This window comes from Streptomyces sp. NPDC054783 (assembly GCF_053611725.1).
The window spans coordinates 1-22,689 of the sequence record NZ_JBSHAY010000056.1; the positions used below are offsets into that span (position 1 = coordinate 1).

Sequence of the window (22,689 nt, forward strand, 5' to 3'; positions counted from 1 at the left end):
GGCCCGGGGCGAGGCGCCCCGGGCCGGCCGGCCGACCGGCCGTCGTCAGCCGGCGGCGTGGGCGCCGATGACGGACTGGGCGTAGACGACGCCGAGGCCGTAGGCGCCGCCGTGCTCCTTGACGATCTCCATGACGTCCATGTAGGTCTCGCCGCGAGCCCAGTCGCGCTGCAGCTCGAGCAGGACCTGGATCCAGGTCACCGGCACGGCGCCGGCGTTGACCATGCGCTGCATGGCGTGCTCGTGGGCGGCAGGGGTGACGCCACCGGAGGCGTCGGCGACCACGTAGACCTCGTAGCCCTGGCCGAGCGCGGAGAGCGCCGGCAGCACCAGGCAGACCTCGGTCCACAGGCCGGAGAGGATGATCTTCTTGCGGCCGGTCGCCTTGATCGCCTCGACGACCGCGTTGTCCTCCCAGGCGTTCATCGTGGTGCGGTCGATGATCTCCTCCCCCGGGAAGACCTCGGCCAGCTGCGGCAGGATCGGGCCGGAGAAGGACTTGGCGGCGACGGTGGTCAGCACCACCGGGACGTTGAACGCCTTGGCCGCCTTCGCCAGGCCCTCGGTCGCGTTGATGATCGCGGTGCGGTCGCCGCTGCCGACGCCGAAGAACATCTGCGGCTGGTGGTCGACGAACAGCATCACCGCGTTGTCGGGAGTCAGCAGGTCGGTGCTCGGGGCGGCCTTGACGCTGTGGAAGTTGAACATGAGATGGCCTCTCTAGGGCTGGAAATGGCGCGGGGTCCGCTGATTCGGCGGCCCGCGCGACACGGGTGCGAACCCGGTCCACCTGGGCATCCGTTGGAGGAGCCGGTGCGGCGGACCGGGATCCGCGAAAACCAGCATGTCGATGGCGGTAATCGGCCCTGTAGGTCAAACGACTACTCGTGATGCGTACCGTCTACTGCCTCCACGACGGTGGCACTGAGTGCCACCCCCCGAAACCACATTCCGGTCCCGCTGATCCAGCGCTCCCCACGCCGGCACCGCACAGCCTGGCCGACTGTCCCGCGACCCGACGGGGCGCGCCGAGCCGGGCAATCGCACGTCGTCGTGGATCGCAGGCAGTCATATGACCTACCGGGCCCGCGAACGGCTTCACCATGCTCGAACGGGTGGATCCTCCTGTGCCGGACCCTTCAGGGCATGGCCGTGCGGCGTCCCGCGACGGGGACGTCCCGTGAACAGGGACGTCCCGTGAAATGGATTTCGCCTGCTCGAGCGGGACCCACCGAGGAAAGGACGTCGTTACTGACCGGCGTCACTCGTGCGACGCCACGGGCCTCGGCGTGATCACGGAAGCGCACCGCCGTGCAGGCCGGTCGAACCGCCGCCTCGTTCTGCGCGGCGTACCCCCGCAGATGAAGCGGCTGCTCGTCGCGACGCGCCTCACCGCATCCTCATCATCGACCACCCGCCGCGCCCGCGGCCCATGTGACCTTGGGTGGGCGGGTCCTGGGGCACTCGCAGATCGCGGTGACGATGAACGTCTACACCCACGTGAACGACGGCGACCGCCGGGACGCCATGAGCCACATGAATCGCCTGCTCAGGCGGCGCCGCTGGGCGGGACTGCCGCCAAGAACACGTCGACCCTGCGGAACGCACCACGGCTTCCTCTCGTACCGCCGGGATCTCGGGTCGTGCCTACCCATGAACCGTGGCCGCCGCGGTGATGACCATCTCTTCCGCTCACTCGAGGTAAGCGGGCGGCTGCGCAGGTATCGGCGCCCGTCGATCCCAGCGTTGCCCGGGCACCCCACCTCGAAGCAACAGGCAATCACGCTGGATGGATCGTCGTACAGGAACGTCTCAGGTCGGCGTCCTCCATTGAGTCAATTCCTCAAGCTCCTCGCCCGGAGTCGACTCCTTGATCTCTTCGAGGAGCGGACTGCCTTTGCGACCAGCTCCCAGCTGAGATGCCTCTGTGCCTCCGATGGGGCGATGGACACATAAACCTCTTCTCCGGAATAACCGTCAACGCTATTTATCTTGTGATTTCCGTCAGGCGTGTTCGAGGAGGCGAAGATCGGAATTCGGCATTCCAGTGCGGGACGCGGCGGTCCTGTGTCGCTGGTGGGCAGGTCGGCGGAGCTCGCCGTGTTGGGATCGGCGGTGGACCAGGTACACGAGGCCGGTGCGGCTCTGCTGTTGCGTGGTGAGCCAGGAGTGGGCAAGACGGTTCTGCTGGACTGGGCAGCGGACCATGCGGTGCAGTCGGGCTTGCGGGTGCTTCGGGCCGCGGGGGTGGAGCAGGAGTCCGAGCTTGCTTTCTCGACCCTGCACCAGACCCTGTTTCCGCTGCTCGACCGCATCAAGGAGCTCCCCCTGGCCCAGCAGACGGCGTTGAACCGGGCTTTCGGTGTGGTCGACGACGGGGCTCCGGACCGCTTCACCATCTCGGTGGCAGCCCTTGCACTGCTGCGGCATGCGGCCGAAACCCAGCCCGTGCTCTTGATCGCTGATGACGTGCAGTGGGTCGACGCCTCCAGTGCCCGGGTCCTCGGTTTCATCCAGCGCCGCATCGCCCCACTGCCCGTCGTCGTCTTGGCAGCGGCGCGCAACGGATGGCGCAATCCCCTGGACTCGGCCGGCATCGACGTGCTCGACGTCGCACCGCTATCTACTCAGGACGCCGCCGCCTTGCTGGCCTCGGCATATCCAGGCCTCGCCGCGCCGGCCGCGCGCAGCGTCCTGGGTGAGGCCATGGGCAATCCCCTGGCGCTGGTCGAGCTGCCGGCGCAGCTCACCCGGCGCCAGCAGCGCGGGGCGGATCCGCTGCCGTCCTGGCTTCCGCTGGGTGAACGGCTGGAAGAAGGCTTCGCGGGCCAGATCCGTACGCTGCCCCAACCGGTCCGCAACACGATGCTTCTGGCAGCGCTGACCGGACAGGGACCGGGCGGCTTGCGGACGGTGCGGGAAGCCGCCCGCACCTGGCACGGCTGGGACGAGGAGGCTCTGGACGCCGGACAGACCAGCCGCCTGGTCACCGTGTGCGCCGGGAGCGAGAAGATCGAATTCCGGCATCCGCTGGTGCGATCCGCGGTCGTGCGGATGGCTCCCTTGGTGGTGCGCCGCGCCGCGCACCAGGCCTTGGCGCAAGTGCTCACGGCCGATCCGGTGCGGCGGGCCTGGCATCTGGCAGAGGCGGCCGACGGCCCGGACGAGACCGCGGCCCAGGCCCTGGTCGACGCCGCCGAGCGCGACCTGAACCGCGGAGGTGCCGCGGAGGCGACGGCAGCGCTGGCACGTGCGGCGGAGTTGAGCCCCGACCCGCACGATCGGGCCTGCCGATTGGTCGAGGGCGCGTTCGTGGCCGTCACCGCCGGACAACTGCAGACAGCCGAGCGTCTGCTGAAGGCAACCGAACAAGAGGAGTTGCCCATCGGGCTCGCGGTTCGCCGGACCACGACGGCCGCGCTGTTGATGTTGTACCGTGACGGCGACGCCGAGGGCGCCTACCAGGTCATTCTCCCCGTGGCCGAGGCCATCGGGCCCGACGAGCGGCACGATCCGGCAGTTGAGGACGCGATCGAGGTCCTGACGCGGGCCTGCTTCTGGTTGGGAGGACAGGAGCGGTGGGAACCGGTGCGCCGGTTCCTGGACCAGGTATCGCCCCTGGCTCGATTGGCTTACGACACGGTTGCAGACCCGGCCCGCACCGCGCACACCGTGCGCGAGCGGTTGCAGCGGACGGTCACTGAACTGCCACAGGGTCGGCGCACCGCCCGGGTGGGTTGGCTGGTGGGTGCGGCGCACTCCATCGATGCCTTCGGCGACTCCCCTGCGATGTGGCGCGAACTGATGGGGCGTTCCTACGAGAGCCAGCCGCTCGTGATGGCCGCGCGGCAACACGACGCCTACGCCCGCGGCCGCTGGGAGGAGATCGAGGCGCTGTCCGGGGAGGGCATCGAGCGGATCCACTCGGACCTCAGCACGTATCTCTCACGCTGCGTCGAGGCCAAGGTGGCGGCATCCCGCGGCGACCAGACACGACTTCAGGCCCTCAGTGACACGATCACCGCATGGGCGCGACCGCGACGCATAAACCGGCTGCTCGACAGGGTCGCCGAGGCCCGTATTCGGGAGGCCGTCACGCGGGGGGCGTACGAGGAGGCCTATGCCCGCGCCAGCGCAGTGACGCCACCGGGTGAACTCCCCGCGTTCTTGCCCGACTTCCACGAAGTCTTCCTTGACCTGGTCGAGGCGTGCGTCCGCACCGGACGCATCGATCAGGCACGCGCCCACGTGGCCGCCGCTCAAGCGGCCCGCGCCGGTGCCATCTCCTCGCGCCACGCGCTCATCCTGGCCGGATCGGCGGCACTGGCAGCGGACGACGAGCAAGCCGACACGCGCTTCCAGACAGCGTTGGCCGTACCCGACGCCGACCAGTGGCCCTTCGAACTGGCCCGCATCCAACTCGCCTACGGTGAATGGCTGCGCCGCCGCTCGGACCGGACGGCCGCACAGGTTCACCTGGGTCAGGCTCTGGAGATCTTCCGCCATCTGCAAGCCGAACCATGGGCCAAGCGCGCCTCCGAGGAACTGCGCACCGCCGGCATGCCGCAAACAGCAGCCGCGGTCTCGGGCTTGGCTTCCTTGACCCCGCAAGAACTGCGCATCGCGGAACTGGCGGCGCAGGGCCTGACGAACAAGCAGATAGGGCAACTGCTGCACGTGTCACCACGCACCATCGGTGCCCACCTGTACAAAATCTTTCCGAAACTCGACATCACCTCCCGGGTAATGCTGCGCGACTCCCTGCTCGCCGCGTGAGGTCGAGCGTGTCTGAAGGTTCGTGCAACTCCGAGATGTGACGACGGGCCGAGGCCCAGCTGTGGGGCCTTGACCAGCCGGGACGGACGGACATGGCAGCTGACCTCGACGGTGGTGCCGCCAGACGCTCCTGACGCAGGCTATCGGCGAGCGCGATGTCTCTCGAACGGGATACCCACCTGGTCGTTCGCGAGGCGGACCCGGTGCCTTGCCGCCCCGACGGCCCAGGGACCGCACGGGGCGACCCACTCCGACAGCCGGCCGACTGCGAGGCCGAGCCGGCCGATGATGGAGGAAAGAAGGCCATCCGTTGCATCAACCAACATCCCCTGCTGTCACGGACTCCGCGCTGTCTACAAGTACGGGGCCGCGTGCCGATCATGCCGGATGCCCTGGACCGCCTGGTCGCCCGCACAGCCGTCCCTGTGGGGAGCTGTCGCTTCTCACTGACGGGGCGGATCAGAGAGTCAGTTGGCGCCGGTTTCGGGGAGGGCGTGGTCGATCAGGACGCGTGCGGCCTCTAGTGCGTCGTGACGCGGGCAGGGGCTGTCGAGGGAGGTCGACAGAGCGGTGGCGCCCTCGAGGAGGACGGTCAACTGACGGCCCAGCTGCTCCGGGGCTGCTGCACCGGCGCGGGCGGCGATGGCGGTGAGCTGCTCGGTGATGCCGTTCTTGTGCTGGTGGACGAGTTCCCGCACGTCGGGCATGTGCCCTGCAGCCTCGACAGCGGCGTTGTGGAGCGGGCAGCCACGGGTACTAACGGCCCCCGAGGGCCCCGGGAACGTCTCGGCGATCATGGTGAACAGGGCCAGCAACTGGTCTTGGGGGGTGAGCCCCTCGCGGGTCAGTTTCTGTTCGATCTGCTGGGCCAGTCCGGTCTCGTAGGTGCGCAGGTATTCCTCCACCAGTGCCGTCTTGGTGGGGAAGTGCTGGTAGAAGGTGCGCGTGGAGACCTCGGCCGTCTCCACCAGGCGCGCGACGCCCGTGGCGTGAATGCCTTCTTCGTAGAAGAGCGTCGCGGCCGCCTGCAGGATGCGCTCGCGTGCCCCTCGACCGCCACGGCGCCGTGTACCACTCATGCTCTGTGTCTCCACGGCGTAAGTATAGCAGTCGCTTTACTTTGACGGCCGGCTGCATTAGCGTTGCGGTAAAGCGATCGCTGTACATGGCTGAGCTGCCTGTGCCTTCGGAGCGCGGCGCCACCGCCGCGCCGAGCCGTACCCCCGTCGAAGCGATTCGCTCCAACCACGATCAGGCATTGCGAAGGAATTTCATGCGATCAATTACCAACAGTCCGGTTGTCTCCATCGCCTACCACTCGGGCTACGGCCACACCGCCGTGCTCGCCGAGGCCGTCCGTGCCGGCGCCGGCCAGGCCGGTGCTGTCGTGCATCTGATCAAGGTTGACGAGATCACCGATGAACAGTGGTCGGTCCTGGATTCGTCGGACGCGATCATTTTCGGCTCGCCCACCTACATGGGGACAGCATCAGGCGCATTCCACGTTTTTGGCGAGGCCACCACGAAGCGGTTCCAGTCCGGCGCGTGGCGCGACAAAATCGCCGCCGGGTTCACCAACTCCGGGTCGAAGAGCGGCGACAAGCTGCATACCCTCCAGTTCTTCAGCGTGCTCGCCGCCCAGCTCGGCATGCTCTGGGTCAGCCTCGGCCTGCCTCCGGGCGGGCATACTTCGCAGGCCTCTGAGAACGACCTGAACCGGCTCGGCTTCGCCCTTGGTGCAGGCGCCCAGTCCCCTGTCGATCTGGGGGCCGAGGGAGTGCACAAGGCAGACATCGCAACTGCAGAACACCTTGGCCGCCGAGTGGCGCACATCGCCGCGACGTTCGCTGCCGGCCGGGCAACTGCCGCGTAAGAAGCCGTGGTCGTACCGATCAAGGGACTTGGTACGTGTGGTCCGGATTCGGATGTCCGGACCACACATCCGCGGCGGTATTTCGCCGGGCCCCTGTCTCTCGTGGAGAACCCAGTCTGAGTCGCGCGCCATGCCGACCGACTTTCGCCTTGAGAACGGTATGTGCCTTCTTCCGCCGCCGGCACGACCACGTGCCGGTCAAGGAGTTCCACGACCGGCTGTACGGCCGAGTCCGCGACCGGCTGTACGGCCGGGTCCGCGAGCGGCTGGGGCGCGATGCCGAGCCGACGGCAGGGTGATCGACTCGCAGTCGGTCGGGGCGGACGCCGTCGTCGGCGTCGACAGCCGGGGCCTCGACGGCGGCAAGCAGATCAACGGGCGCAGGCGGCATATCGTGGTGTCCACGCTCGGCCTGCTGCCGGGGGTGATGGGCACCGTCGCGGATGTCGGCGACCGCGCCGCCGCGCAGGTGCTGCTGGAGGAGGTGACCGACGCGCACCACCGGCTGAAACTGGTCTGGGCCGACGACGACTACACCGGCAGCCTCGTTGAGTACTGCCTGACCGCGCTCGCGCTGGTCCTGGCGATCGCCAAGCGCAGCAACGACATGCGCGGCCTCGTGGTGCTGCCCAGGCGGTGGATTGCCGAGCGCCTCTTCGTGCACCTGATGCGCACCCGCCGCCTGGCGAGGCCACACCCCTCGCGAGCGTGATACGACCCTGCGCCGGCTCGGTCAGCCAGCGCGCCACCAGCCGTTTCGCCTTCGAGTGCAGCGCCTCAACCCGCGCCGGCGCCACCTCCAAGCCGAACAAGGTGGCCGTCTCCTGGCCGGTCAGCGGCCCCTGGCCCAGCCGGAGGCGGTCCGCGAGAGCCTTGAAGATGGGCGGGTAGTCCACCGACAGCACCGACCAGTTCAGGCCCTCACGCCACACAGGCACCTGCGACTTCGGCTTCGCCGCGTCCCGGGGTGCCGACGGCGCTTCCGCATCCTGCGGATCCTCGGTGACCTCCGTGCCGGCGGTGTTGCCGCCGTCCGGAGCCGGCACCGCGTCGACCCGCCTACGGGCGATCGTCCACTCCTGCCATTCCAGCTCGGCCGCGGCCAGTTCGGCGTGGAGGCGATCGGCCTCCTCACGCAGCCCGTCGACGCGACGGCGAGCGGCGCGCTCATGCTGTTCCAGCAGTCCGGCGACCGACGGCATTCGCAAGCTCCCGGGGAGCGACGACACGACACGCCGCACTCCCACGGACTCACCGGTCCTATGCCCGTCCAGCGGAAACGCAGCGATCACGTCCGGAGAGACAACAGCTTCTGACCGACGATGATCCGCCGACTGGAACCACGGTGTCCGGCGCCTTGGGCGAGGAATAGCGAATCAGACTCTGCCGACCTCGATTTTCGCCACCTGCCCGTGCTGCGGCGCCGCCATCGCGAGGCCTGGGCCAGAGCCCGCCACCGAGGCCGACGAGCGGTCAGCCGACCACCACCCCGAGCTACAGCGCCGTATCGATCTACAACTGAAGGGGCAGTTTCGGTTCAGTGGCCGCGAATGGGTTCTAGTAGGCGGTGTGCGGTGGTGAGGGTCTTGCTGACGAAGTCGTCCGCGGGCTCGTCGTAGCCGGGGCCGGGAAGTACCAGCAGATCCGACGGTGGAACAACACTGCTGCAGATGGCGCACGTTCCGTCCGGCGCGAGCATGCCCGCGTCCTGGGCATGCTGGAAAATCCGGCGCGGGCCCTTGGCCGAGTAGTAATCGTCGCCCCAGCTGGTCAAGTCGCGTACGACGGGCCAAAGGCGCACACCCTTGTCGGTCAGGGCGTACTCGCTGTAGCCGTGACTTCCCCGCGTCTCCGCGAGCACACCGGCCGCACGCAAGGTCTCAAGCCGCTCGGTGAGTACGGCGCGCGGCACCCCGAGGTGCGCGGCGAAGTCGCCGAAGCGGCGCACGCCGAAGAACGCGTCACGCAGGATCAGCAGCGTCCAGCGCTCGCCGACGATCTCGAGAGCACGCGAGAGCGAGCACCGCTGTCCCGCGTAGTCCTTCGGAAGAGCCATGGCCCAAGACTACCAGCAATAGTTCATTGACAGAACTAGGCCCCTATGCGAGGCTTGGTTCAGTCAATGAACTGACGCCCTCGTTCGGAGGAACGGTGACGACGGTGGCCAGGAACGCAGACCAGGGGCCCGGCACGGGCCCGGGCGCGCACTGCCGGCTGCCGCGGACCCACATGGGCCGGCGCGTCCGGCACCCACTGGCGGATCCGCGCGGTGCCCGCCGCGGCCGCATTCACGGCGCGGCTCGGGGTTCTCGTCGTCCCCGCGCCCATCGCCGAGCCGCCGGCCAGTACCGAGCGCAATAAAGAACCGCAGGACATGCAAGGACGCTCCGAATTTCCCTAGTCTGGAGGGAGGAGGGTTCGGAGCACAGGAAAGGATGGAAACAATGGCTGCCGAGAGCGCTCCGCGCGAAATGAACAAGTGGGAGAACATACTCCACGACCCGAATGTCCAATTCCCCGGCGAGTCAAGCGAGTACCGACGCGCACGCAACCAGCTGCTGGAGTCGGAGGACGAGCTCCGGCGGATGACCGAGCAGGTCGCCGCCCAGCGCCGGGCACTCCCGGTCGGCGGCCTCCTCAAGGAGGACTACGTCTTCGAGTCCGCGGACGATGGCAGCGAGGTGAGGTTCTCGGAGCTGTTCGCACCGGGCAAGGACACCCTGGTCATCTACAACATGATGTTCCCGCGCTGGTCGGAAGATTCGCGAAAGGGTGCCGCCCAGGGCAAGACGGCCCTGCTGCCGCTTGCCGAGCAGCCGTGCCCGTCATGCACCTCCTTCGTCGACGGGCTCGACGGTCCTGCTCTTCATCTCGCCGCACGGATCAACCTCGCCGTGGTCGCGAAGACGGACCCCGCCCGGTTGAGCGCTTATGGACATGAACGCGGTTGGCGCAATCTTCGGCTGCTGTCCTCACGGAACAACACCTTCGGCCGCGACTATCACGGGGAAACACCGGAGGGTGAGCAGCTCCCGGTCCTGAATGTGTTCTCACGCGACAAGGACGGAATCCACCACCGGTGGGCGAGCGAGCTGCAGTTCACGGCGGCAGACACCACCGCAATGGCCCCGGTCTGGTCACTCTTGGGACTTCTCGATTTGACGCCGGACGGACGCGGAAGCATGGCCGATTACCCCGCGCTTCAGTACGACGAGTAGAAGTCCTCGAATTCCCGCCCGTTTCCATTCACTAAACCGAATTTCCGTGCTTTACGGGGGCGGGGCAGCGACGCGCGAAATGCCGCCGGTCACGCCCCAGGATCCTCCGATCCCCGCCCCCACATCAGGAGTCAAACCAATGCAGCCCTTGCTCATGCCCTACCCCATGCGTGATGTCCCTCTGGCGAACCGCGTGGTCATGGCCCCACTGACCCGGACTCGCGCACGCAACAGCGACCTCTTGCCCACCGACCTCCACGTCGAGTACTACTCCCAGCGGGCGTCGGCCGGTCTGATCATCTCCGAGGGCGTGTGGATCAGCCGGGACGCGGTCGGATGGCATGACGTCCCGGGGCTGTTCACCGACGAGCAGGTTGCCCACTGGAAGCGCGTGACGGACGCGGTCCACCAGGCGGGCGGTGTCATCTTCGCCCAGCTGTGGCACACCGGCTCGACTTCCCACCCCGACTTCTTCGACGGGCGTCCGCCCCTTGCGCCGTCGGCTGTGAACCCCGGACTGCTGTCCCCGACGCCGTCCGGCCGCCAGCCGACCGTGGAGCCCCTGGCGATGTCGGCGCAGGACGTCCGGCAGACGATCGCCGACTATGCGACGGCGGCCCGCAACGCCATGGCGGCGGGATTCGACGGTGTGCAGCTGCAGGCGGGCTACCACTATCTGATCAGCCAGTTCCTCAATCCACGCACCAATCGGCGCACGGACCTCTACGGCGGCTCGATCGAGAACCGTGCCCGGTTCCTCTTCGAGACCATCGAAGCCGTCGGCGAGTCCGTCGACCTGTGGCGCGTCGGCGTGAAGGCCGGGCCCGCCTGGGGTGAGACGGGAGAGTTCGTCTCCGGGCCCGAGGCGCTGACAGAGAGCGAGTACGTGCTCGGACGGCTCAACGACTATGAACTGTCACATCTCCTGCTCATGGGGATGGTGACCGACCCCGCCGGAGGACCGTTCGAGGACCTGGCCGGCGATGGCATGTTCCGGCACTTCCGGAAGGTCTATCAAGGCACCATCATCGCGAACGTCGGGTTCGACAGGCACCGGGGCAACGCGGTCCTGACCGACGACCTGGCGGATCTTGTCGCCTTCGGGCAGCCGTTCATCGCCAATCCCGATCTGCCGGCGCGGTTCGCTGCCCATGCGCCGCTCGCCGAACCGAAGCGGGATCTCTTCTACGGTCCGGATGCCGCCGGCTACACCGATTACCCCCAGTTGGAGGGGTGACGGAGGCATGGATCAGGGCCAGGCCGGGTGGCCTCGGAAGCGAGTGACTCGGCCGCGGGTCCCCCTTGCCGCTTTGTGAAGGGGATGGCTGGACGTTTCGGCCCCGGACCGAAGGTGGGAGCTGCATCGTGTACCGCAACGGCCCGCTTCTCGGTCCGGGGACACAGGGCCCGCCTCTCCTCGGCGCTCTCACAGCCAAGTTCGGTAATACACCCGAGGAATTACCCAGATTCATGCGGGTCGCCGGTGCAACTGGATCTCGCACCGGCTCACACACACGGCCTGATCCGGCGGAGTGCTCCCCTGGCCGCGGTATCCCCGCTCCGGCCCGGCTTTGTTCTTCAGACTCAGCTTGCCAAGGCGGCCGTCGTAAGAGCTCGAAATCTGAACCAACCCCGAAAGGATTGTGCATGGCGAGCCACGCCGCTGAGGCGCCTGCCGCCCGGACGATTGCCAACACGCCGACGCCCCGGCGGGCGCCACGGCGGTGGATCGGACTCATCGTCGCCTGCCTCGGACAAATGGTGATGTTCGTGAACATCACGCAGACGACAGCGACCCTGGCACCTATCCAGCAGGACCTGCACGTCTCCAGCTCGACCCTGGTCTGGATGGCCAGCCTCTACTCCGTGATGGTCGCCAGCTTCGTCCTTTCCGCCGGGACGGTGGGCGACATCGTGGGACGCCGTCGGACCTTCGCCCTCGGCGCGTTCCTGCTGGGCGCGGGAAGCCTGACCGTCTCCCTGTCGCACGGTTCGACCGGAGTCCTGGCCGGAGAGGCGATCATGGGTCTGGGCGGGGCCGCGGTCCTACCCAACAGCCTGTCGATCGTCACCCACCTGTTCACCGATCCGCACGAACGGACCAGGGCGGTCGGCATCTGGGCCGCGGTCTCCGGCATCGGCCTGGGATTCGGTCCGATCGCCGCCGGAGTGATCCTTGAGCGTTACTCCTGGCACGCGGTGTTCCTGGTCAATGTGGTCCTGGCAGCCATCGTGCTGCTCCTCACCCCCCGCTTCGTCACCGAAAGCCGGCACCCCGGCCGTCATCTCGATCCCCCGGGCCTGGTGCTCGGGGTGGCAGCCATCGGCGCCCTCAACTACGGCGTCATCGACGGCGGCCACTCGGGCTTCGGGGCGGCCCGGCCCGTGTGGGCGTTCGTCGTGGCCGCGCTGGCGCTGGTGGCGCTCCTCCTGGTCGAGGCGCGTACGCGCACGCCGATGCTGAAGCTCCGTCTGTTCCGCATTCCGTCGTTCGTCACGGCGAACGTGGTCGCGCTGATCGTGCAGTACGGATTCGTGGCCACGGCGTTCACCCAGGTGCTCTACCTCGAGCGGGTCCGGCACGAGTCCATCCTCAGGGTGGGTCTCCTGCTGCTGCCGCTGATGCTGGCTTACGTGATCTTCAGCCCCGTGGCCGCTCCGCTCGCACGGGTGATCGGCTTCAAGGCGACGCTGGGCATCGGTGCGCTGCTCGCCGCGGCCGGCAACCTGCTGATGATCAACCAGAACCCGTCCACGTCCTTGGTGACCGTCGGGATCCTGATGGCGATGTTCGGGGCCGGAGCAGGGCTGATCCTTCCCCCGGCCACCGCGGTGTCGGTGATCAGCGTGCCGCACGCCGACGCCGGCATGGCCAGCGGGACCGTCAACCTGTTCCGCCAGGTCGGCGGCACGCTGGGGGCGACCATCACCGGGACGATCCTCACCAGCGGGCTGACGTCCCGACTGCCCGACCAGTTGACCGGCCGGGGCCTGCCGCGGTCCGTCGCCGAGAAGCTGACCGCTGCCGTCAGCAGCGGGGCGCCCCCATCCAGCGCCTCCGCCGCTCTGCGGGAAACGATGACCGCAGCCGTCGGCGGGGCGTTCTGCGGGGCGCTGCACCTGGCTGTTCTGATCCCGGGTGCGGCCATATTGGCAGGCGGCGCGGCAGCCGTCGTCCTCATCCGCAACCGGCCGGGACAGCCGGCCGCCTCGCCCGTCGTGGCAGGGAACACCCAGGTCACCGTCCGGGAACCGGACCCCGAGCCGCAGCTCGTGCGTGCTGGCTCCGCCGCTGTCGGACGGCCGGCCACCGGGTACACCGTGGCGCTCTCGGGGCCGTCCGGCCGGGAGGCTCCCCTGGACGGCATGACCGGCACGGTCATTCACGGATCCGTGCGCGACGGCACGGGCACCGCGGTCCGAGCGGCCACGTTGACCCTGATCTCATTGCAGGGGATGCAGTTGGGCCGCGCCCATGTCAGTCCGGACGGCGGATACGTACTGACCGCTCCGGCCGGCGGCAGCTATGTGCTGATCGTGTCGGCCGACGGGCGTCAGCCGCAGGCCGCCACCGTAGTCGTGGGGGAGGCACCGCTCGGCTACGACGTGGTCCTGTCGGGTGCCGGCGGCCTGACGGGAGTGGTGCGCGATGCGGCCGACGGGAAGCCGGTGGCCGAAGCCATGGTCGTCGTCACTGATGTCCGCGGCGAGGTGCTGGTCACGGCCACGACCGGCGAGTCGGGTACCTTCACCTTCAACCAGCTGGCCGCGGGCAGCACCTTCACCGTGGCGATCAGCGCCGCCGCCTACCGACCGGTCGCGCTGCCGGTGGAGGTGCGTGACCACGTCACCCGCCTCGAAGTCGACCTGAACCTCGGTGCCGAACTGCAGGGCACGGTGAGGGCGGGGGCCGGCCGCAGGCCGCTGCCCGACGCCCGGGTCACGTTGGTGGACGCTGCGGGCAATGTCGCAGGCACCGCGATCACCGGCGACGACGGCTCGTACGCCTTCACCGACCTGGACAGCGGCGAGTACACACTGACCGCCAGCGGATACGCGCCCGTGGCCACATCGCTGTCGCTGCACGGCCCCGGGCGGAGCGGTTACGACATGGAGCTGGGCCACCCGGACCAATAAGAGACGGCACACGACCGGCCGGGGAACTCCAACGCAGATACGCCACGGCCGGTTTCGGGAAAAGTGGGTTCCTGTCGACGGCCGACGACCGACGTACAGGAACCCGGAAAGGACTGTCTGGTGATAAGTGAAATTCACTACGCGGTGTACATCTCGCCCATGGAAAATCTTCCGACTCCGTCGCCGATTCAGCCGCCCAATGGCGACGTGCCGAGGTGGTCCCCGATATCCAGCACACTGATCTACGGTGACACGGAGGCGCTGCTTGTCGACCCGCCGATGACGATCGATCAGGCGCGGCAGGTAGCCGACTGGGCAAAGGGATTCGAGCGCCGGCTGTCCGCCATCTACATCACTCACGCCCACGGCGACCACTGGTACGGCACGACAACGCTGCTCGAGCACTTCCCCGACGCCACGGTCTACGCGACCGAGGGCGTGATCGACGAGATGTACAGGACAACGCCCGGTGGCAAGCCCAACCCCAGGTATGCCGCGCTGTTTCCGGGCAAGCTGTCGGACACGCCGGTGGTCGCCCAGCCTGTTCCTCCCGGCGGCATGATGATCGACGGCCAGGCAGCGCAGGCCGTGGATGTCGGTCACAGCGACACCGACAGCACTACCGTGCTGCATGTTCCGTCCATCGGACTGGTCGTGGCAGGCGACGTGATCTACAACAACCTGCACCAATCCGTCGGAGAATCAGCGAACGGCGGCTTGCGAGCGTGGATCGCCGCAGTCGATGTCGTCGCCTCGCTCAACCCGCAACACGTCGTGGCAGGGCACAAGGACCCTACCCGCCCGGATGATCCGGCCATCATCGCTGAAACCCGTGACTATCTCCTGGCCGTGGAGGACATATTGGCGGACGAACCGACCCGGGATGAGTTCTTCGATCGCGTGGTCAAGCGTTATCCCGATCGACTCAACACGACCACGGTCTCCTACTCGGCCGTACGCCTGATCTCCGACTGATGACCGTACAAGCCAAGGTGAGAACTCAACGTTGAGATCGCGTTCGAAGCGCATGTCACTGGCCCTGCCAGCCCGTCTCACCTCAGGCAGGCCCGGCGTTCACGCCGCCACGCCGCAGGTCGAGGAACTCGCCGACGACTTCGATTCAGCTTGGCCTCATGAGGGGCGCGCGGCTGAATGCTTGGAGGTGTTCACCTTCAACTCGGACCAGCGTTCGGGATCCTGATCGGTACCGACCAGGCGGCCGATCTCCAGCGCGGAATAGGTGCTCCCGCTGCACCCCCAACTGCCCTCCGGGATCTCGATGAGCAACGCGTAGATTCGCAGCAGATACGCGGGCGAAATGTGGACGCCATTCAGCTCGATCTCCGAGCCGTCGTCGCCGAGCACGGAGAGGAACGCCTTGCCGATCGCGGCATGCGCGGCTTCGCGTCGTTTTTGGTTGAAGAAGCCGGCAGCGGTTATCCCCTCGACGAGCCAGAACGGTTCATTCCCCATGAAGCAGTTCCGCTGAGGAATCTCGTTGAAGACGATGAACGTACCGTTCCTGGCCGGCTCTGTAACCGGATCGACCTCCTGGACCATCACGGCATCGATGAGCAGCGGGGCGAGCTGCTCCTTTTGTTCAGCGGTGAGCGAGTTCTCGGGGCAGGTGACGCGGATGCAGGGCATGGTTGGCCTCCTTTCCTTCTGTCTTTCCTCTTTTTCCTTTCTTTCGGTGCCTGTGCCGGTCACTGTATGTGAGTCCACTCTAGACATCTATGTCGATCGCCAGCAGCTGCCGTGAAAGCAATGCTGCGACCAGCACCTCGATGGTCCTGTCGCCACCCAGCTCGAAATGTGTGGCATTGCGCCCTAATGCCGACACGAAGGGAGCCGGATCCGGAGCAGCCAGCCCGGCGTTGGACCCGAGGTTCTGACCACTATGGAGGGATCCCTGACGGAGCGGTCATCTCATACTCGCCGCTCGAATTTGAGGCGTGTCATACCGATGTGATCGATGGGGTTTTTGGGTGAACCTGCCATCATTCAGGTTCAGTGAAACTCTGGATCCATCGTTGCTCCATGTAGGGCCTGCTGCAACCGTGCAAGGTCAGCCTCCTGACGCCTCAGATCCGACCTAAGTTCCCGAGCTGTTTCCCCCGACATCCAGAGCTGACATCAACGGCCACAGACAGCAGCTGCAACCGGCAGCCAGATGCCGCACGCGTGCGTTCCCTGGACTGCTACAGCCTCGACCGTGGAGAAATTACTCTCTTAAGACCGCAGCTACGAAAACACACCTGCGACGTCGGTGCATCAGCACCGCGCTGATGCACCCTGTTCCGAAAGGCTGTGGTGATCTTGGCACCCACCACCCCTGGCTTGTCCCAACCAGTGCCCCGGCAGGCAACGTTTGCCCGTCCAGGAGCGGCGTCCGGTGCGTGCTCTCGGCGTGCCGGCCGGAAGGCCTCGCACTGGACGTACTTGGGATTTCGGCTGGTGCGGCGAGAGGGCGTGCTGGGCGTCGCGACGGGGCGAACGTCGCCTGTTGGGGCACTAGCTAGTTGCGGTCGCGGCAGGCAGAACGATCACTCAGCCCGACAGTCCTCCCACTACCCTCATCTGCGGTCGCAGAATGCCCATCCCAACCTCGTGGCTACGGCCAGGCGCAACGCCCTGATGCTCGACGTCGTATCGCGATCCCAGGGACGGCGGCGGAACGTGGCCCTGGCAGCCCGCGACCTCAAAATGGGCCGCGGTACCGACCACCCGGAACTCCTGCTCTTCACCAGCTGGAGCGACCTCCAGGAGTACGCCGCATACGACCCCGGCACCCGTGGCCTACAGCCCTTCGTCGATCTCGTCGACACCCACGGCCCCGACGCCATCCTGGCGGCCGTCGCCTGCCTGGTCCCGGAAGAGGCCACGGAGGTGACCGTCTCGACCGTCCACAAGGCCAAGGCCAGGGAATGACGTCACACAGGGAGAAGCTTCACACTGCCCCATCGTCGAAGCGGAACGCGACGTCGAAGACCCCCGTGGGCTCACCTCCCCCGCGAGCTCGCTCCACAAAACCAATCGCGCCAGTATCGGGCGATTCCGCCTGCGGCGACGCTTGTATCTCTACGCGACTCAACTCGCTTCGGCGTGCGACCAGAATGAACCGCTCTTCGTCGATGTGGCGGCCGTGGTCGCGCAGGAGACTGCCACGCCATTCACAGGTGAACTGCACTCGATGACGCAAAGGCGCAGGTCACTTCCACCGAGGTAATAAACCCCAAGATCCGCTAGCTCCGGTGGTACACGGCTCAACTAGTGCCAACTGTCCCTCTTTTGTGCCAACTGAAAATCTTCGTCACACGCAGGCTAGCGCCGCACCCTGGGCATCCCCAGGCCGATCCAGGAGATGATCTCGCGCTGGATCTCGTTGTTGCCGCCGCCGAAGGTGAAGATCACCGCCGAGCGGTAGCCGCGCTCCAGCTCGCCGTGCAGGACGGCGCCCGCCGAGCCCTCCTTCAGCGGGCCCGCGGCCGCGACGATCTCCATGAGCCAGGCATAGGCGTCCCGGCGGGCCTCGGAGCCGTAGACCTTGATGGCGGAGGCGTCCTGCGGGGTCAGCGTGCCGTCCTCGACGGCGCCCACCATCTGCCAGTTGAGCAGCTTCATCGCGTCGAGCCGGGTGTGGGTGCGGGCCAGCAGCCGGCGCACCCACGGCAGGTCGGCCACCCGGCGGCCGTCGGCGAGCTTGGTCTCCATCGCCCAGCGCTGCACGTCGTACAGGGCGCGGATGGCCATGGTGCCGTGCGCGGCGAGGGTGACGCGTTCGTGGTTGAGCTGGTTGGTGATCAGCCGCCAGCCCTGGTTCTCCTCGCCGACGCGCCGGGAGACCGGGACGCGGATGTTCTCGTAGTAGCTCGCGGTGGTGTCGTGCGAGGCGAGGGTGTTGATGACCGTGCAGGAGTAGCCGGGGTCGGAGGTCGGCACCAGCAGCATGGTGATGCCCCTGTGCGGCGGGGCGGCGGGGTCGGTGCGCACGGCCAGCCACACCCAGTCCGCGGTGTCGCCGTTCGTCGTCCAGATCTTCTGACCGTTGACCACGTACTCGTCCCCGTCCCGTACGGCCCTGGTCTTCAGGGAGGCGAGGTCGGTGCCGGCGTCGGGCTCGCTGTAGCCGATGGCGAAGTCGATCTCGCCGGAGAGGATGCGCGGCAGGAAGTACGCCTTCTGTTCCTCCGTGCCGTACCGCATGAGCGTGGGGCCGACCGTGTTCAGCGCCATCAGCGGCAGCGGTACGCCGGCCTGGGCGGCCTCGTCGAAGAAGATGAACTGCTCCATCGCCGTCATGCCGCGCCCGCCGTACTCCTCGGGCCAGCCGACGCCGAGCCAGCCGTCGGTGCCGAGCCGGCGGATGGTGTCGCGGTAGAACCGCTTCTGCGCGACCGGGTCGGCGTACCGGGCGTAGGCGTTGTCCGGGACCAGCTGTGCGAAGTTGGCGCGCAGTTCGGCGCGCAGTCGCTGCTGCTCGGGCGTGTGGTCGAGGTGCACGGCGCCTCCAGGCTCCCCAAGGGCGGTCCTGACGGCGCACACCGTAGAACGTGTTTCAGAAATTGGGAATGGCACGCCCCGGGCGAATTCCGGGCCCGCGGCAGGCTCACATGAGGCTCTCCAGGAACTCCGAGCAGGCGTCGGCGCAGGTCCGGCAGGTGGCCGCCGCCGACTCGGCGCCGGGCTGCTCGTCGAAGGCGCGGGCACACTCCAGGCAGACCGAGCGGCACCACTCCAGGCGGACCCGGATCTCGCCCTCGTCCTGCCGGCTCTCCTCGCACAGCACGTGGCACGTGGCGTCACACACCTCGGCGCACATGATGCCGAGCCTGCGCACGCGCTCATGGCGTTCGGTGCCGTCCGGGTCGACCAGGCTCGCGCGCACCGCACAGGCCCGGGCGCACTCCGTGCACGCCTGGGCACAGGCGAAGCGGTCCTCCAGGAACCGGTAGAGCTGCTGCGAAGTCGGCGTTGTCACACGGTGCGGGTAGCCGGGGCGCTGGGCCGCAAACCATCGCGCGGGACCGAGCGCGCCCCGGACACGACCGGGGAGCCGTCGGCAGGAGCCAGGTCGCCGCCTGTCCGCCACCGGTCACACATAGTGTCCGGTTCGTCCGGTTCTGGGAGGGGTATCCCTGTCCTATGAATACCGCATCGATGCAGCTGGCCGCAGCGAGCGGCCTGATGAGCCTCTTCCTGTTCGTCGTGGCCGTGGCCGTCCTGGCGCTGCTCGCCGGCGGCTTCTGGATGAACTCCCGCGTCAAGTACCGCGAGTCTCCCCGGCCGCGGCCGGAGGAACAGCCCAAGCTGCCGCCGGAGGGGCCGGTGCGCGAGGTGCGGGAGAACAGGGACTACGAGGAGGTCCCCCAGACCCCCAAGGGCGGCCGCCCGCTCACCCCGTACGACCTGAGGAACCAGGACTCCAAGCCCAGCGAGTCGAAGGAGCGTCCGCGCTGGAGCCGGGGTTCCAGCGGCTCGTTCGGTGGCGGCGGCCTCGGCGCCCACTGAGCCCGCGGACGGCCACCGCGCCCGGACAGCGAGTCACTCCGACCCGGCCCGCGCCGGTCCGCACGTCTCCTGGGAATCCTTCCGGGCGGCGTCCAGGCGGCCGACGCGGGCCACGTTCTGCCGGTCCTCGGGGTCCTGGCTGGGCTCGCCGGCGAACCAGGCGTCGAGAATCTCCTTCAGCAGGGGTTCGGAGGTCAGGCGCAGGCTCAACGCGAGGACGTTGGCATCGTTCCAGCGGCGCGCTCCGTCCGCCGTGACGGCGTCCGTGCACAGCGCCGCGCGCACGCCCGGCACCTTGTTGGCCGCGATGGACGCGCCCGTGCCGGTCCAGCAGCACACCACCGCCTGCTCGGCGGCCCCCTCGGCCACGTCACGGGCCGCCGCCTCCGAGCAGGCCGCCCACCGGGCGTCGGCGCCGGGCCGCAGGGCGCCGTGCGGATACACCTCGTGGCCGCGCCGCCGCAGGTCTTCGACGAGTGATCGGGCCACGGGTTCGTCCATGTCGGAGGAGACGGAGATACGCATGCCCTGGAGCGTAATGGCTGTCGCGCCGCGGGCCGGGTGCGGATTACGGCTCGGGGCGCACTGTCGAATGCCGGGCGCGGGTGATCTGCGGCTGGCCGCGCGGTTCCCCGTGCCACTTGGGGACGCTCACGGGTGGTCGGGCTGCTGTGCCGGAGGCACGCCTCCGCCCTCGCCGCCGCCCTTCTCGCCCTTGTCCGAGCCGTGCGGGCGGCCGCCCGCGGCGCGCCCGGCCGCGTGCCGGGCCTTCGTCTGGCCGCTGTCCTGCGGGGTGGCGCCCGCCTTGTCGCCGCGCCGCTGTTCGGGTTGCTGCGGATCGGGCATGCGCCGGACTCCCTCCGGGTGGTGCGTGGTGCCCACGGGCTCCGGGTTCCCAGGTCGGCGCGGGTCACCCCCGCCGTCCTCGGGGGGCGCGGCGGAGCCGGTCACCGTCCGGTGGAGGTGTTCGAGGGCGTCGAGGAGCACCGAGCGGTGGTACCAGCTCAGCCAGGCCGCCGTGTCGGAGGCCAGCACACCGAGAGCCTCGGCCTGGGCGGTGGTCGGCCGGTGCCCGGCGTCGGGCCACTGCAGGGTGATCACGCCGGTGCAGGAGCCGGCCGAGGACAGGACCGGGATGCTCTGCAGGGCACCGGTGCCCGCGCTCAGCAGGACCCTCCGGGCCTCCTCGGAGAGAAGGGCGTCGGCGGCCACGTCCGGCACGCTCACCCGCTGTCCGCACAGCCGGGCGAGCGCGTCGGCCGTGCCCTCGTCCCGGCCGCGCACGAGCAGGTCGACGAACGTGTCCGCGCAGCCGTAGTGGGTCTCCGGCGTCAGTGAGTTCACGGCCGGGTCCACGAGCCGCACATAGCCGGCCGGCGCCCGCCCGATGGCCAGCGCCTCGTGCAGCACGGCGTCGATCATCTGCCGCCGGTAGCGCAGGTCGCGGCCGTCGCGTGCCAGGATCCGCAGCTGCGGCACGGGCACGGGGCGGCGGCCCCGGAACCACACCTCGCCGTCCGGGGGCCGGGCGACGACCACGGCGGAGACGAGGACGCGCAACGGCACGTTGAACCGCTGCGAGGCCTCGCGCAGTGCCCGGAAGGCGGTCCCGGAGTCGGGCAGGCCGTAGCGGACCATGAGCACACCCTGCGCCATGCCGATGACCGGGGCGGTGCGCACGCGGGCGCGCAGTGCACGGACCTCCTTGCGCAGATCCTCGTAGCTGGGCCGCAGCGGATTCGCCATCTGCGACCGCCAGGCGGGCAGCTCCTCCACCCGGGAGGCGGCCCGGGCCAGCTCCCGCACCGCCTCGTCGAGGGTGGCGTAGAGCCGGACACCGTCCAGGCGGGCGAGGTGCACCGCCTCGCGCAGCCCGGGCCGGGCGCGGACGATGATCAGCTCCGGGCGGCCGCTGCGCGCCCGGATCGCCTCGCTGAGCGTATGCAGTACTGCGGCACCGCCGAGCTGCACATGGGCCATGTCCAGCACGGGTCGCAGCCCCGCGCGGTCGGCCTGTTCGAGGTGGCCCCGCAGCTCCGCCGACCAGGCCTGGGCACCCGCGGTGTCGAGGCTGCCGGACATGCGCAGCAGCAGGGCCGCCTCGGCGGGCAGCCCCTCGACGACGCACGACTCGATGACGAGCGGTGCCGGGGCGGCGGACGGGTCGGAGGAGGAATTCATGGCATCACCCGGACAGGACGGTGCGGCGTACTCGGGCGGCCTCTTCCTGACCACTGTGCACGGTAGGGGTCCGGCCTCCGGCCGCGCCGTCCGCCGCGCCGGGCGGGGCGGGCCGCTCTGCTCACCAACCGGTGCCGCCGGGCCGTGGACCGGCCCTTCTCCGGGCCACCAGGGAGTCCAGGGCGGACGCCATGGTGGCGTGCACCCGGACGCCCGGCAGTCCCGCGGCGCGCAGCGCCTCCCGCACATGCGGCCGGGGCTGTACGACGGGCAGGGCGCGGCCGGAGAAGGCCAGGACCCCGGTGGCCCGGTCCACGGCCCGCACTGCGGCCGCGCAGGCGAGGTACACCTCGGTCATGTCCAGCACGGGGTGTTCCCCGGCCCGGTCGGCCCGGGCGATGTGCTCGGCGAGCGTCTCGGAGAACTCCACGGCGTTGCCGGCGTCGACGGTGCCCCGCGCCTTGAGGACGCTGACGGCGCCGGCCTCGGGCCGGTGCTCGTGCGCGGTGTGCAGGAGCAGCGGGGCCGGGCCGCCGGGGCGGATCCGGGCACGGGACAGCTGACCTTTATCCATGGGCATCGGGCTTCCTGGGTGAGCAGGGATCAGCCAGCCGCGTCTTGACCGGGAAGTTCACTGTGCCCCCGCCCCGCGCCTGACGCAACGATTCTCCCCGGGCGTGTCGCACCAGGGCGGTTCAGCCGGCATACCGCCGGGCGGGTGAGGTCCGGCGTCGAAGGCCCCGGCGCGCAGCCGCCCGGGCAGGGCCTCTACGTCGTCCACGCTCGCATCGGGCGGAGCGAACCCCTCCCCGGGCGCCTCCCACACCAGCACCTCCTCGATACCAGGCAGCAAGTGGGCGGCGCCCCCGCCGCGCGGACCGCACAGCATGGTCACGTGCGCACTGTGGGCGGCGACGGCACGCACGGCCGGATCGGCGAGCAGCACAACACCAGAGCTGTCGAGCCGGACCACGAGGGCCTTCACAACGACCC

19 protein-coding genes and 4 pseudogenes are annotated in these 22,689 nt (G+C 68.7%); 12 read left to right on the forward strand and 11 right to left on the reverse strand.

All coding sequences use genetic code 11. The features are described 5' to 3' along the window. Positions 1 to 45: 45 nt before the first annotated feature. On the reverse strand, positions 46 to 708 hold the full coding sequence (locus tag ACWGJ5_RS43750; protein ID WP_453315181.1) for a hydrolase: 663 nt from the start codon (positions 706 to 708) through the stop codon (positions 46 to 48). 557 nt (positions 709 to 1,265) lie between these two features. Here ACWGJ5_RS43750 and ACWGJ5_RS43755 point away from each other — a divergent pair. The 3 genes and pseudogenes from ACWGJ5_RS43755 to ACWGJ5_RS43765 form a co-directional block, all read left to right on the forward strand. Next, a pseudogene (locus ACWGJ5_RS43755) lies at positions 1,266 to 1,391 on the forward strand (STAS domain-containing protein); the annotation flags it as partial. A 61-nt stretch (positions 1,392 to 1,452) separates the two neighbouring features. After that, positions 1,453 to 1,563 (forward strand): annotated as a pseudogene (locus ACWGJ5_RS43760) (integrase); the annotation flags it as partial. Positions 1,564 to 2,010: 447 nt separating this feature from the next. Further along, positions 2,011 to 4,776 carry a helix-turn-helix transcriptional regulator gene (locus ACWGJ5_RS43765; protein WP_453315182.1) on the forward strand — a complete coding sequence of 922 codons (2,766 nt, stop codon included), beginning with the start codon at positions 2,011 to 2,013 and terminating at the stop codon, positions 4,774 to 4,776. A 467-nt stretch (positions 4,777 to 5,243) separates the two neighbouring features. Here the strand turns inward: ACWGJ5_RS43765 and ACWGJ5_RS43770 are convergent, their stop codons facing one another. After that, positions 5,244 to 5,855: a TetR/AcrR family transcriptional regulator gene (locus tag ACWGJ5_RS43770; RefSeq protein WP_453315183.1), complete on the reverse strand. Its 612-nt coding sequence runs from the start codon at positions 5,853 to 5,855 to the stop codon at positions 5,244 to 5,246. A gap of 194 nt (positions 5,856 to 6,049) precedes the next feature. Between ACWGJ5_RS43770 and ACWGJ5_RS43775 the strand changes: the two genes are divergently transcribed. The 3 genes from ACWGJ5_RS43775 to ACWGJ5_RS43785 all read left to right on the forward strand — a co-directional run bounded on the left by ACWGJ5_RS43775 (position 6,050) and on the right by ACWGJ5_RS43785 (position 7,361). Next, a complete protein-coding gene (locus tag ACWGJ5_RS43775) occupies positions 6,050 to 6,649 on the forward strand; it encodes a flavodoxin family protein (RefSeq protein ID WP_453315206.1) in 600 nt (199 codons plus the stop codon). Between the two features lie 149 nt (positions 6,650 to 6,798). Continuing rightward, positions 6,799 to 6,948, forward strand: a complete 150-nt coding sequence (locus tag ACWGJ5_RS43780) for a hypothetical protein (protein ID WP_453315184.1) — start codon at positions 6,799 to 6,801, stop codon at positions 6,946 to 6,948. Continuing rightward, positions 6,945 to 7,361, forward strand: a complete 417-nt coding sequence (locus ACWGJ5_RS43785) for a transposase (RefSeq protein ID WP_453315185.1) — start codon at positions 6,945 to 6,947, stop codon at positions 7,359 to 7,361. Before ACWGJ5_RS43780 ends, ACWGJ5_RS43785 begins: the two co-directional genes overlap by 4 nt. Here ACWGJ5_RS43785 and ACWGJ5_RS43790 read toward each other — a convergent pair. Together ACWGJ5_RS43790 and ACWGJ5_RS43795 are read right to left on the reverse strand one after the other, a co-directional pair. After that, positions 7,324 to 7,851: pseudogene (locus ACWGJ5_RS43790) on the reverse strand (hypothetical protein); the annotation flags it as partial. The gene ACWGJ5_RS43785 and the pseudogene ACWGJ5_RS43790 sit on opposite strands and share 38 nt — an antisense overlap. A gap of 335 nt (positions 7,852 to 8,186) precedes the next feature. Further along, positions 8,187 to 8,705 carry a winged helix-turn-helix transcriptional regulator gene (locus tag ACWGJ5_RS43795; protein WP_453315186.1) on the reverse strand — a complete coding sequence of 173 codons (519 nt, stop codon included), beginning with the start codon at positions 8,703 to 8,705 and terminating at the stop codon, positions 8,187 to 8,189. Between the two features lie 388 nt (positions 8,706 to 9,093). On the opposite strand from ACWGJ5_RS43795, the gene ACWGJ5_RS43800 reads away from it, so the two are divergent. From ACWGJ5_RS43800 to ACWGJ5_RS43815, 4 genes are all read left to right on the forward strand, one after another. Then, the gene (locus ACWGJ5_RS43800) at positions 9,094 to 9,867 is read left to right on the forward strand and encodes a DUF899 family protein (RefSeq protein WP_453315187.1); all 774 of its coding nucleotides are present in this window, start codon (positions 9,094 to 9,096) and stop codon (positions 9,865 to 9,867) included. A 154-nt stretch (positions 9,868 to 10,021) separates the two neighbouring features. Further along, entirely contained in the window at positions 10,022 to 11,104 is a 1,083-nt protein-coding gene (locus ACWGJ5_RS43805; RefSeq protein WP_453315207.1) for an alkene reductase, read from the forward strand. Between the two features lie 521 nt (positions 11,105 to 11,625). After that, positions 11,626 to 14,004, forward strand: coding sequence for an MFS transporter (locus ACWGJ5_RS43810; RefSeq protein WP_453315188.1), 2,379 nt, complete (start codon positions 11,626 to 11,628; stop codon positions 14,002 to 14,004). 120 nt (positions 14,005 to 14,124) lie between these two features. Beyond that, positions 14,125 to 14,979 (forward strand): MBL fold metallo-hydrolase, encoded by an 855-nt coding sequence (locus ACWGJ5_RS43815; protein WP_453315189.1) that lies wholly within the window; start codon positions 14,125 to 14,127, stop codon positions 14,977 to 14,979. A 156-nt stretch (positions 14,980 to 15,135) separates the two neighbouring features. Here ACWGJ5_RS43815 and ACWGJ5_RS43820 read toward each other — a convergent pair whose 3' ends face one another. Then, positions 15,136 to 15,651 (reverse strand): tautomerase family protein, encoded by a 516-nt coding sequence (locus ACWGJ5_RS43820; protein ID WP_453315190.1) that lies wholly within the window; start codon positions 15,649 to 15,651, stop codon positions 15,136 to 15,138. Positions 15,652 to 16,683: 1,032 nt separating this feature from the next. Here ACWGJ5_RS43820 and ACWGJ5_RS43825 point away from each other — a divergent pair. Then, a pseudogene (locus ACWGJ5_RS43825) lies at positions 16,684 to 16,932 on the forward strand (DNA helicase); the annotation flags it as partial. Between the two features lie 396 nt (positions 16,933 to 17,328). Here ACWGJ5_RS43825 and ACWGJ5_RS43830 read toward each other — a convergent pair. Together ACWGJ5_RS43830 and ACWGJ5_RS43835 are read right to left on the reverse strand one after the other, a co-directional pair. Further along, the gene (locus ACWGJ5_RS43830) at positions 17,329 to 18,507 is read right to left on the reverse strand and encodes an acyl-CoA dehydrogenase family protein (RefSeq protein ID WP_453315191.1); all 1,179 of its coding nucleotides are present in this window, start codon (positions 18,505 to 18,507) and stop codon (positions 17,329 to 17,331) included. Between the two features lie 106 nt (positions 18,508 to 18,613). Then, positions 18,614 to 18,985, reverse strand: coding sequence for a ferredoxin (locus tag ACWGJ5_RS43835; RefSeq protein ID WP_453315192.1), 372 nt, complete (start codon positions 18,983 to 18,985; stop codon positions 18,614 to 18,616). Positions 18,986 to 19,149: 164 nt separating this feature from the next. Between ACWGJ5_RS43835 and ACWGJ5_RS43840 the strand changes: the two genes are divergently transcribed. After that, on the forward strand, positions 19,150 to 19,515 hold the full coding sequence (locus ACWGJ5_RS43840; RefSeq protein WP_453315193.1) for a DUF6479 family protein: 366 nt from the start codon (positions 19,150 to 19,152) through the stop codon (positions 19,513 to 19,515). Positions 19,516 to 19,548: 33 nt separating this feature from the next. Here ACWGJ5_RS43840 and ACWGJ5_RS43845 read toward each other — a convergent pair whose 3' ends face one another. The 4 genes from ACWGJ5_RS43845 to ACWGJ5_RS43860 form a co-directional block, all read right to left on the reverse strand. Then, complete coding sequence (locus ACWGJ5_RS43845) at positions 19,549 to 20,040, reverse strand: RpiB/LacA/LacB family sugar-phosphate isomerase (protein ID WP_453315194.1); 492 nt, start codon at positions 20,038 to 20,040, stop codon at positions 19,549 to 19,551. 126 nt (positions 20,041 to 20,166) lie between these two features. Then, on the reverse strand, positions 20,167 to 21,696 hold the full coding sequence (locus ACWGJ5_RS43850) for an ANTAR domain-containing protein (RefSeq protein WP_453315195.1): 1,530 nt from the start codon (positions 21,694 to 21,696) through the stop codon (positions 20,167 to 20,169). 121 nt (positions 21,697 to 21,817) lie between these two features. Then, positions 21,818 to 22,270, reverse strand: coding sequence for an STAS domain-containing protein (locus ACWGJ5_RS43855; RefSeq protein ID WP_453315196.1), 453 nt, complete (start codon positions 22,268 to 22,270; stop codon positions 21,818 to 21,820). Between the two features lie 57 nt (positions 22,271 to 22,327). After that, the gene (locus ACWGJ5_RS43860) at positions 22,328 to 22,681 is read right to left on the reverse strand and encodes a hypothetical protein (protein WP_453315197.1); all 354 of its coding nucleotides are present in this window, start codon (positions 22,679 to 22,681) and stop codon (positions 22,328 to 22,330) included. Between the last annotated feature and the right edge of the window lie 8 nt (positions 22,682 to 22,689).

Bases quoted from the DNA above. Each gene is read 5' to 3' on its own strand.
- ACWGJ5_RS43795 (WP_453315186.1), bottom strand. From the start codon at position 8,705: ATGGCTCTTCCGAAGGACTACGCGGGACAGCGGTGCTCGCTCTCGCGT.
- ACWGJ5_RS43775 (WP_453315206.1), top strand. From the start codon at position 6,050: ATGCGATCAATTACCAACAGTCCGGTTGTCTCCATCGCCTACCACTCG.
- ACWGJ5_RS43845 (WP_453315194.1), bottom strand. From the start codon at position 20,040: ATGCGTATCTCCGTCTCCTCCGACATGGACGAACCCGTGGCCCGATCA.
- ACWGJ5_RS43800 (WP_453315187.1), top strand. From the start codon at position 9,094: ATGGCTGCCGAGAGCGCTCCGCGCGAAATGAACAAGTGGGAGAACATA.
- ACWGJ5_RS43750 (WP_453315181.1), bottom strand. From the start codon at position 708: ATGTTCAACTTCCACAGCGTCAAGGCCGCCCCGAGCACCGACCTGCTG.
- ACWGJ5_RS43805 (WP_453315207.1), top strand. From the start codon at position 10,022: ATGCCCTACCCCATGCGTGATGTCCCTCTGGCGAACCGCGTGGTCATG.
- ACWGJ5_RS43855 (WP_453315196.1), bottom strand. From the start codon at position 22,270: ATGGATAAAGGTCAGCTGTCCCGTGCCCGGATCCGCCCCGGCGGCCCG.
- ACWGJ5_RS43770 (WP_453315183.1), bottom strand. From the start codon at position 5,855: ATGAGTGGTACACGGCGCCGTGGCGGTCGAGGGGCACGCGAGCGCATC.
- ACWGJ5_RS43840 (WP_453315193.1), top strand. From the start codon at position 19,150: ATGAATACCGCATCGATGCAGCTGGCCGCAGCGAGCGGCCTGATGAGC.
- ACWGJ5_RS43810 (WP_453315188.1), top strand. From the start codon at position 11,626: ATGGTGATGTTCGTGAACATCACGCAGACGACAGCGACCCTGGCACCT.
- ACWGJ5_RS43820 (WP_453315190.1), bottom strand. From the start codon at position 15,651: ATGCCCTGCATCCGCGTCACCTGCCCCGAGAACTCGCTCACCGCTGAA.
- ACWGJ5_RS43850 (WP_453315195.1), bottom strand. From the start codon at position 21,696: ATGAATTCCTCCTCCGACCCGTCCGCCGCCCCGGCACCGCTCGTCATC.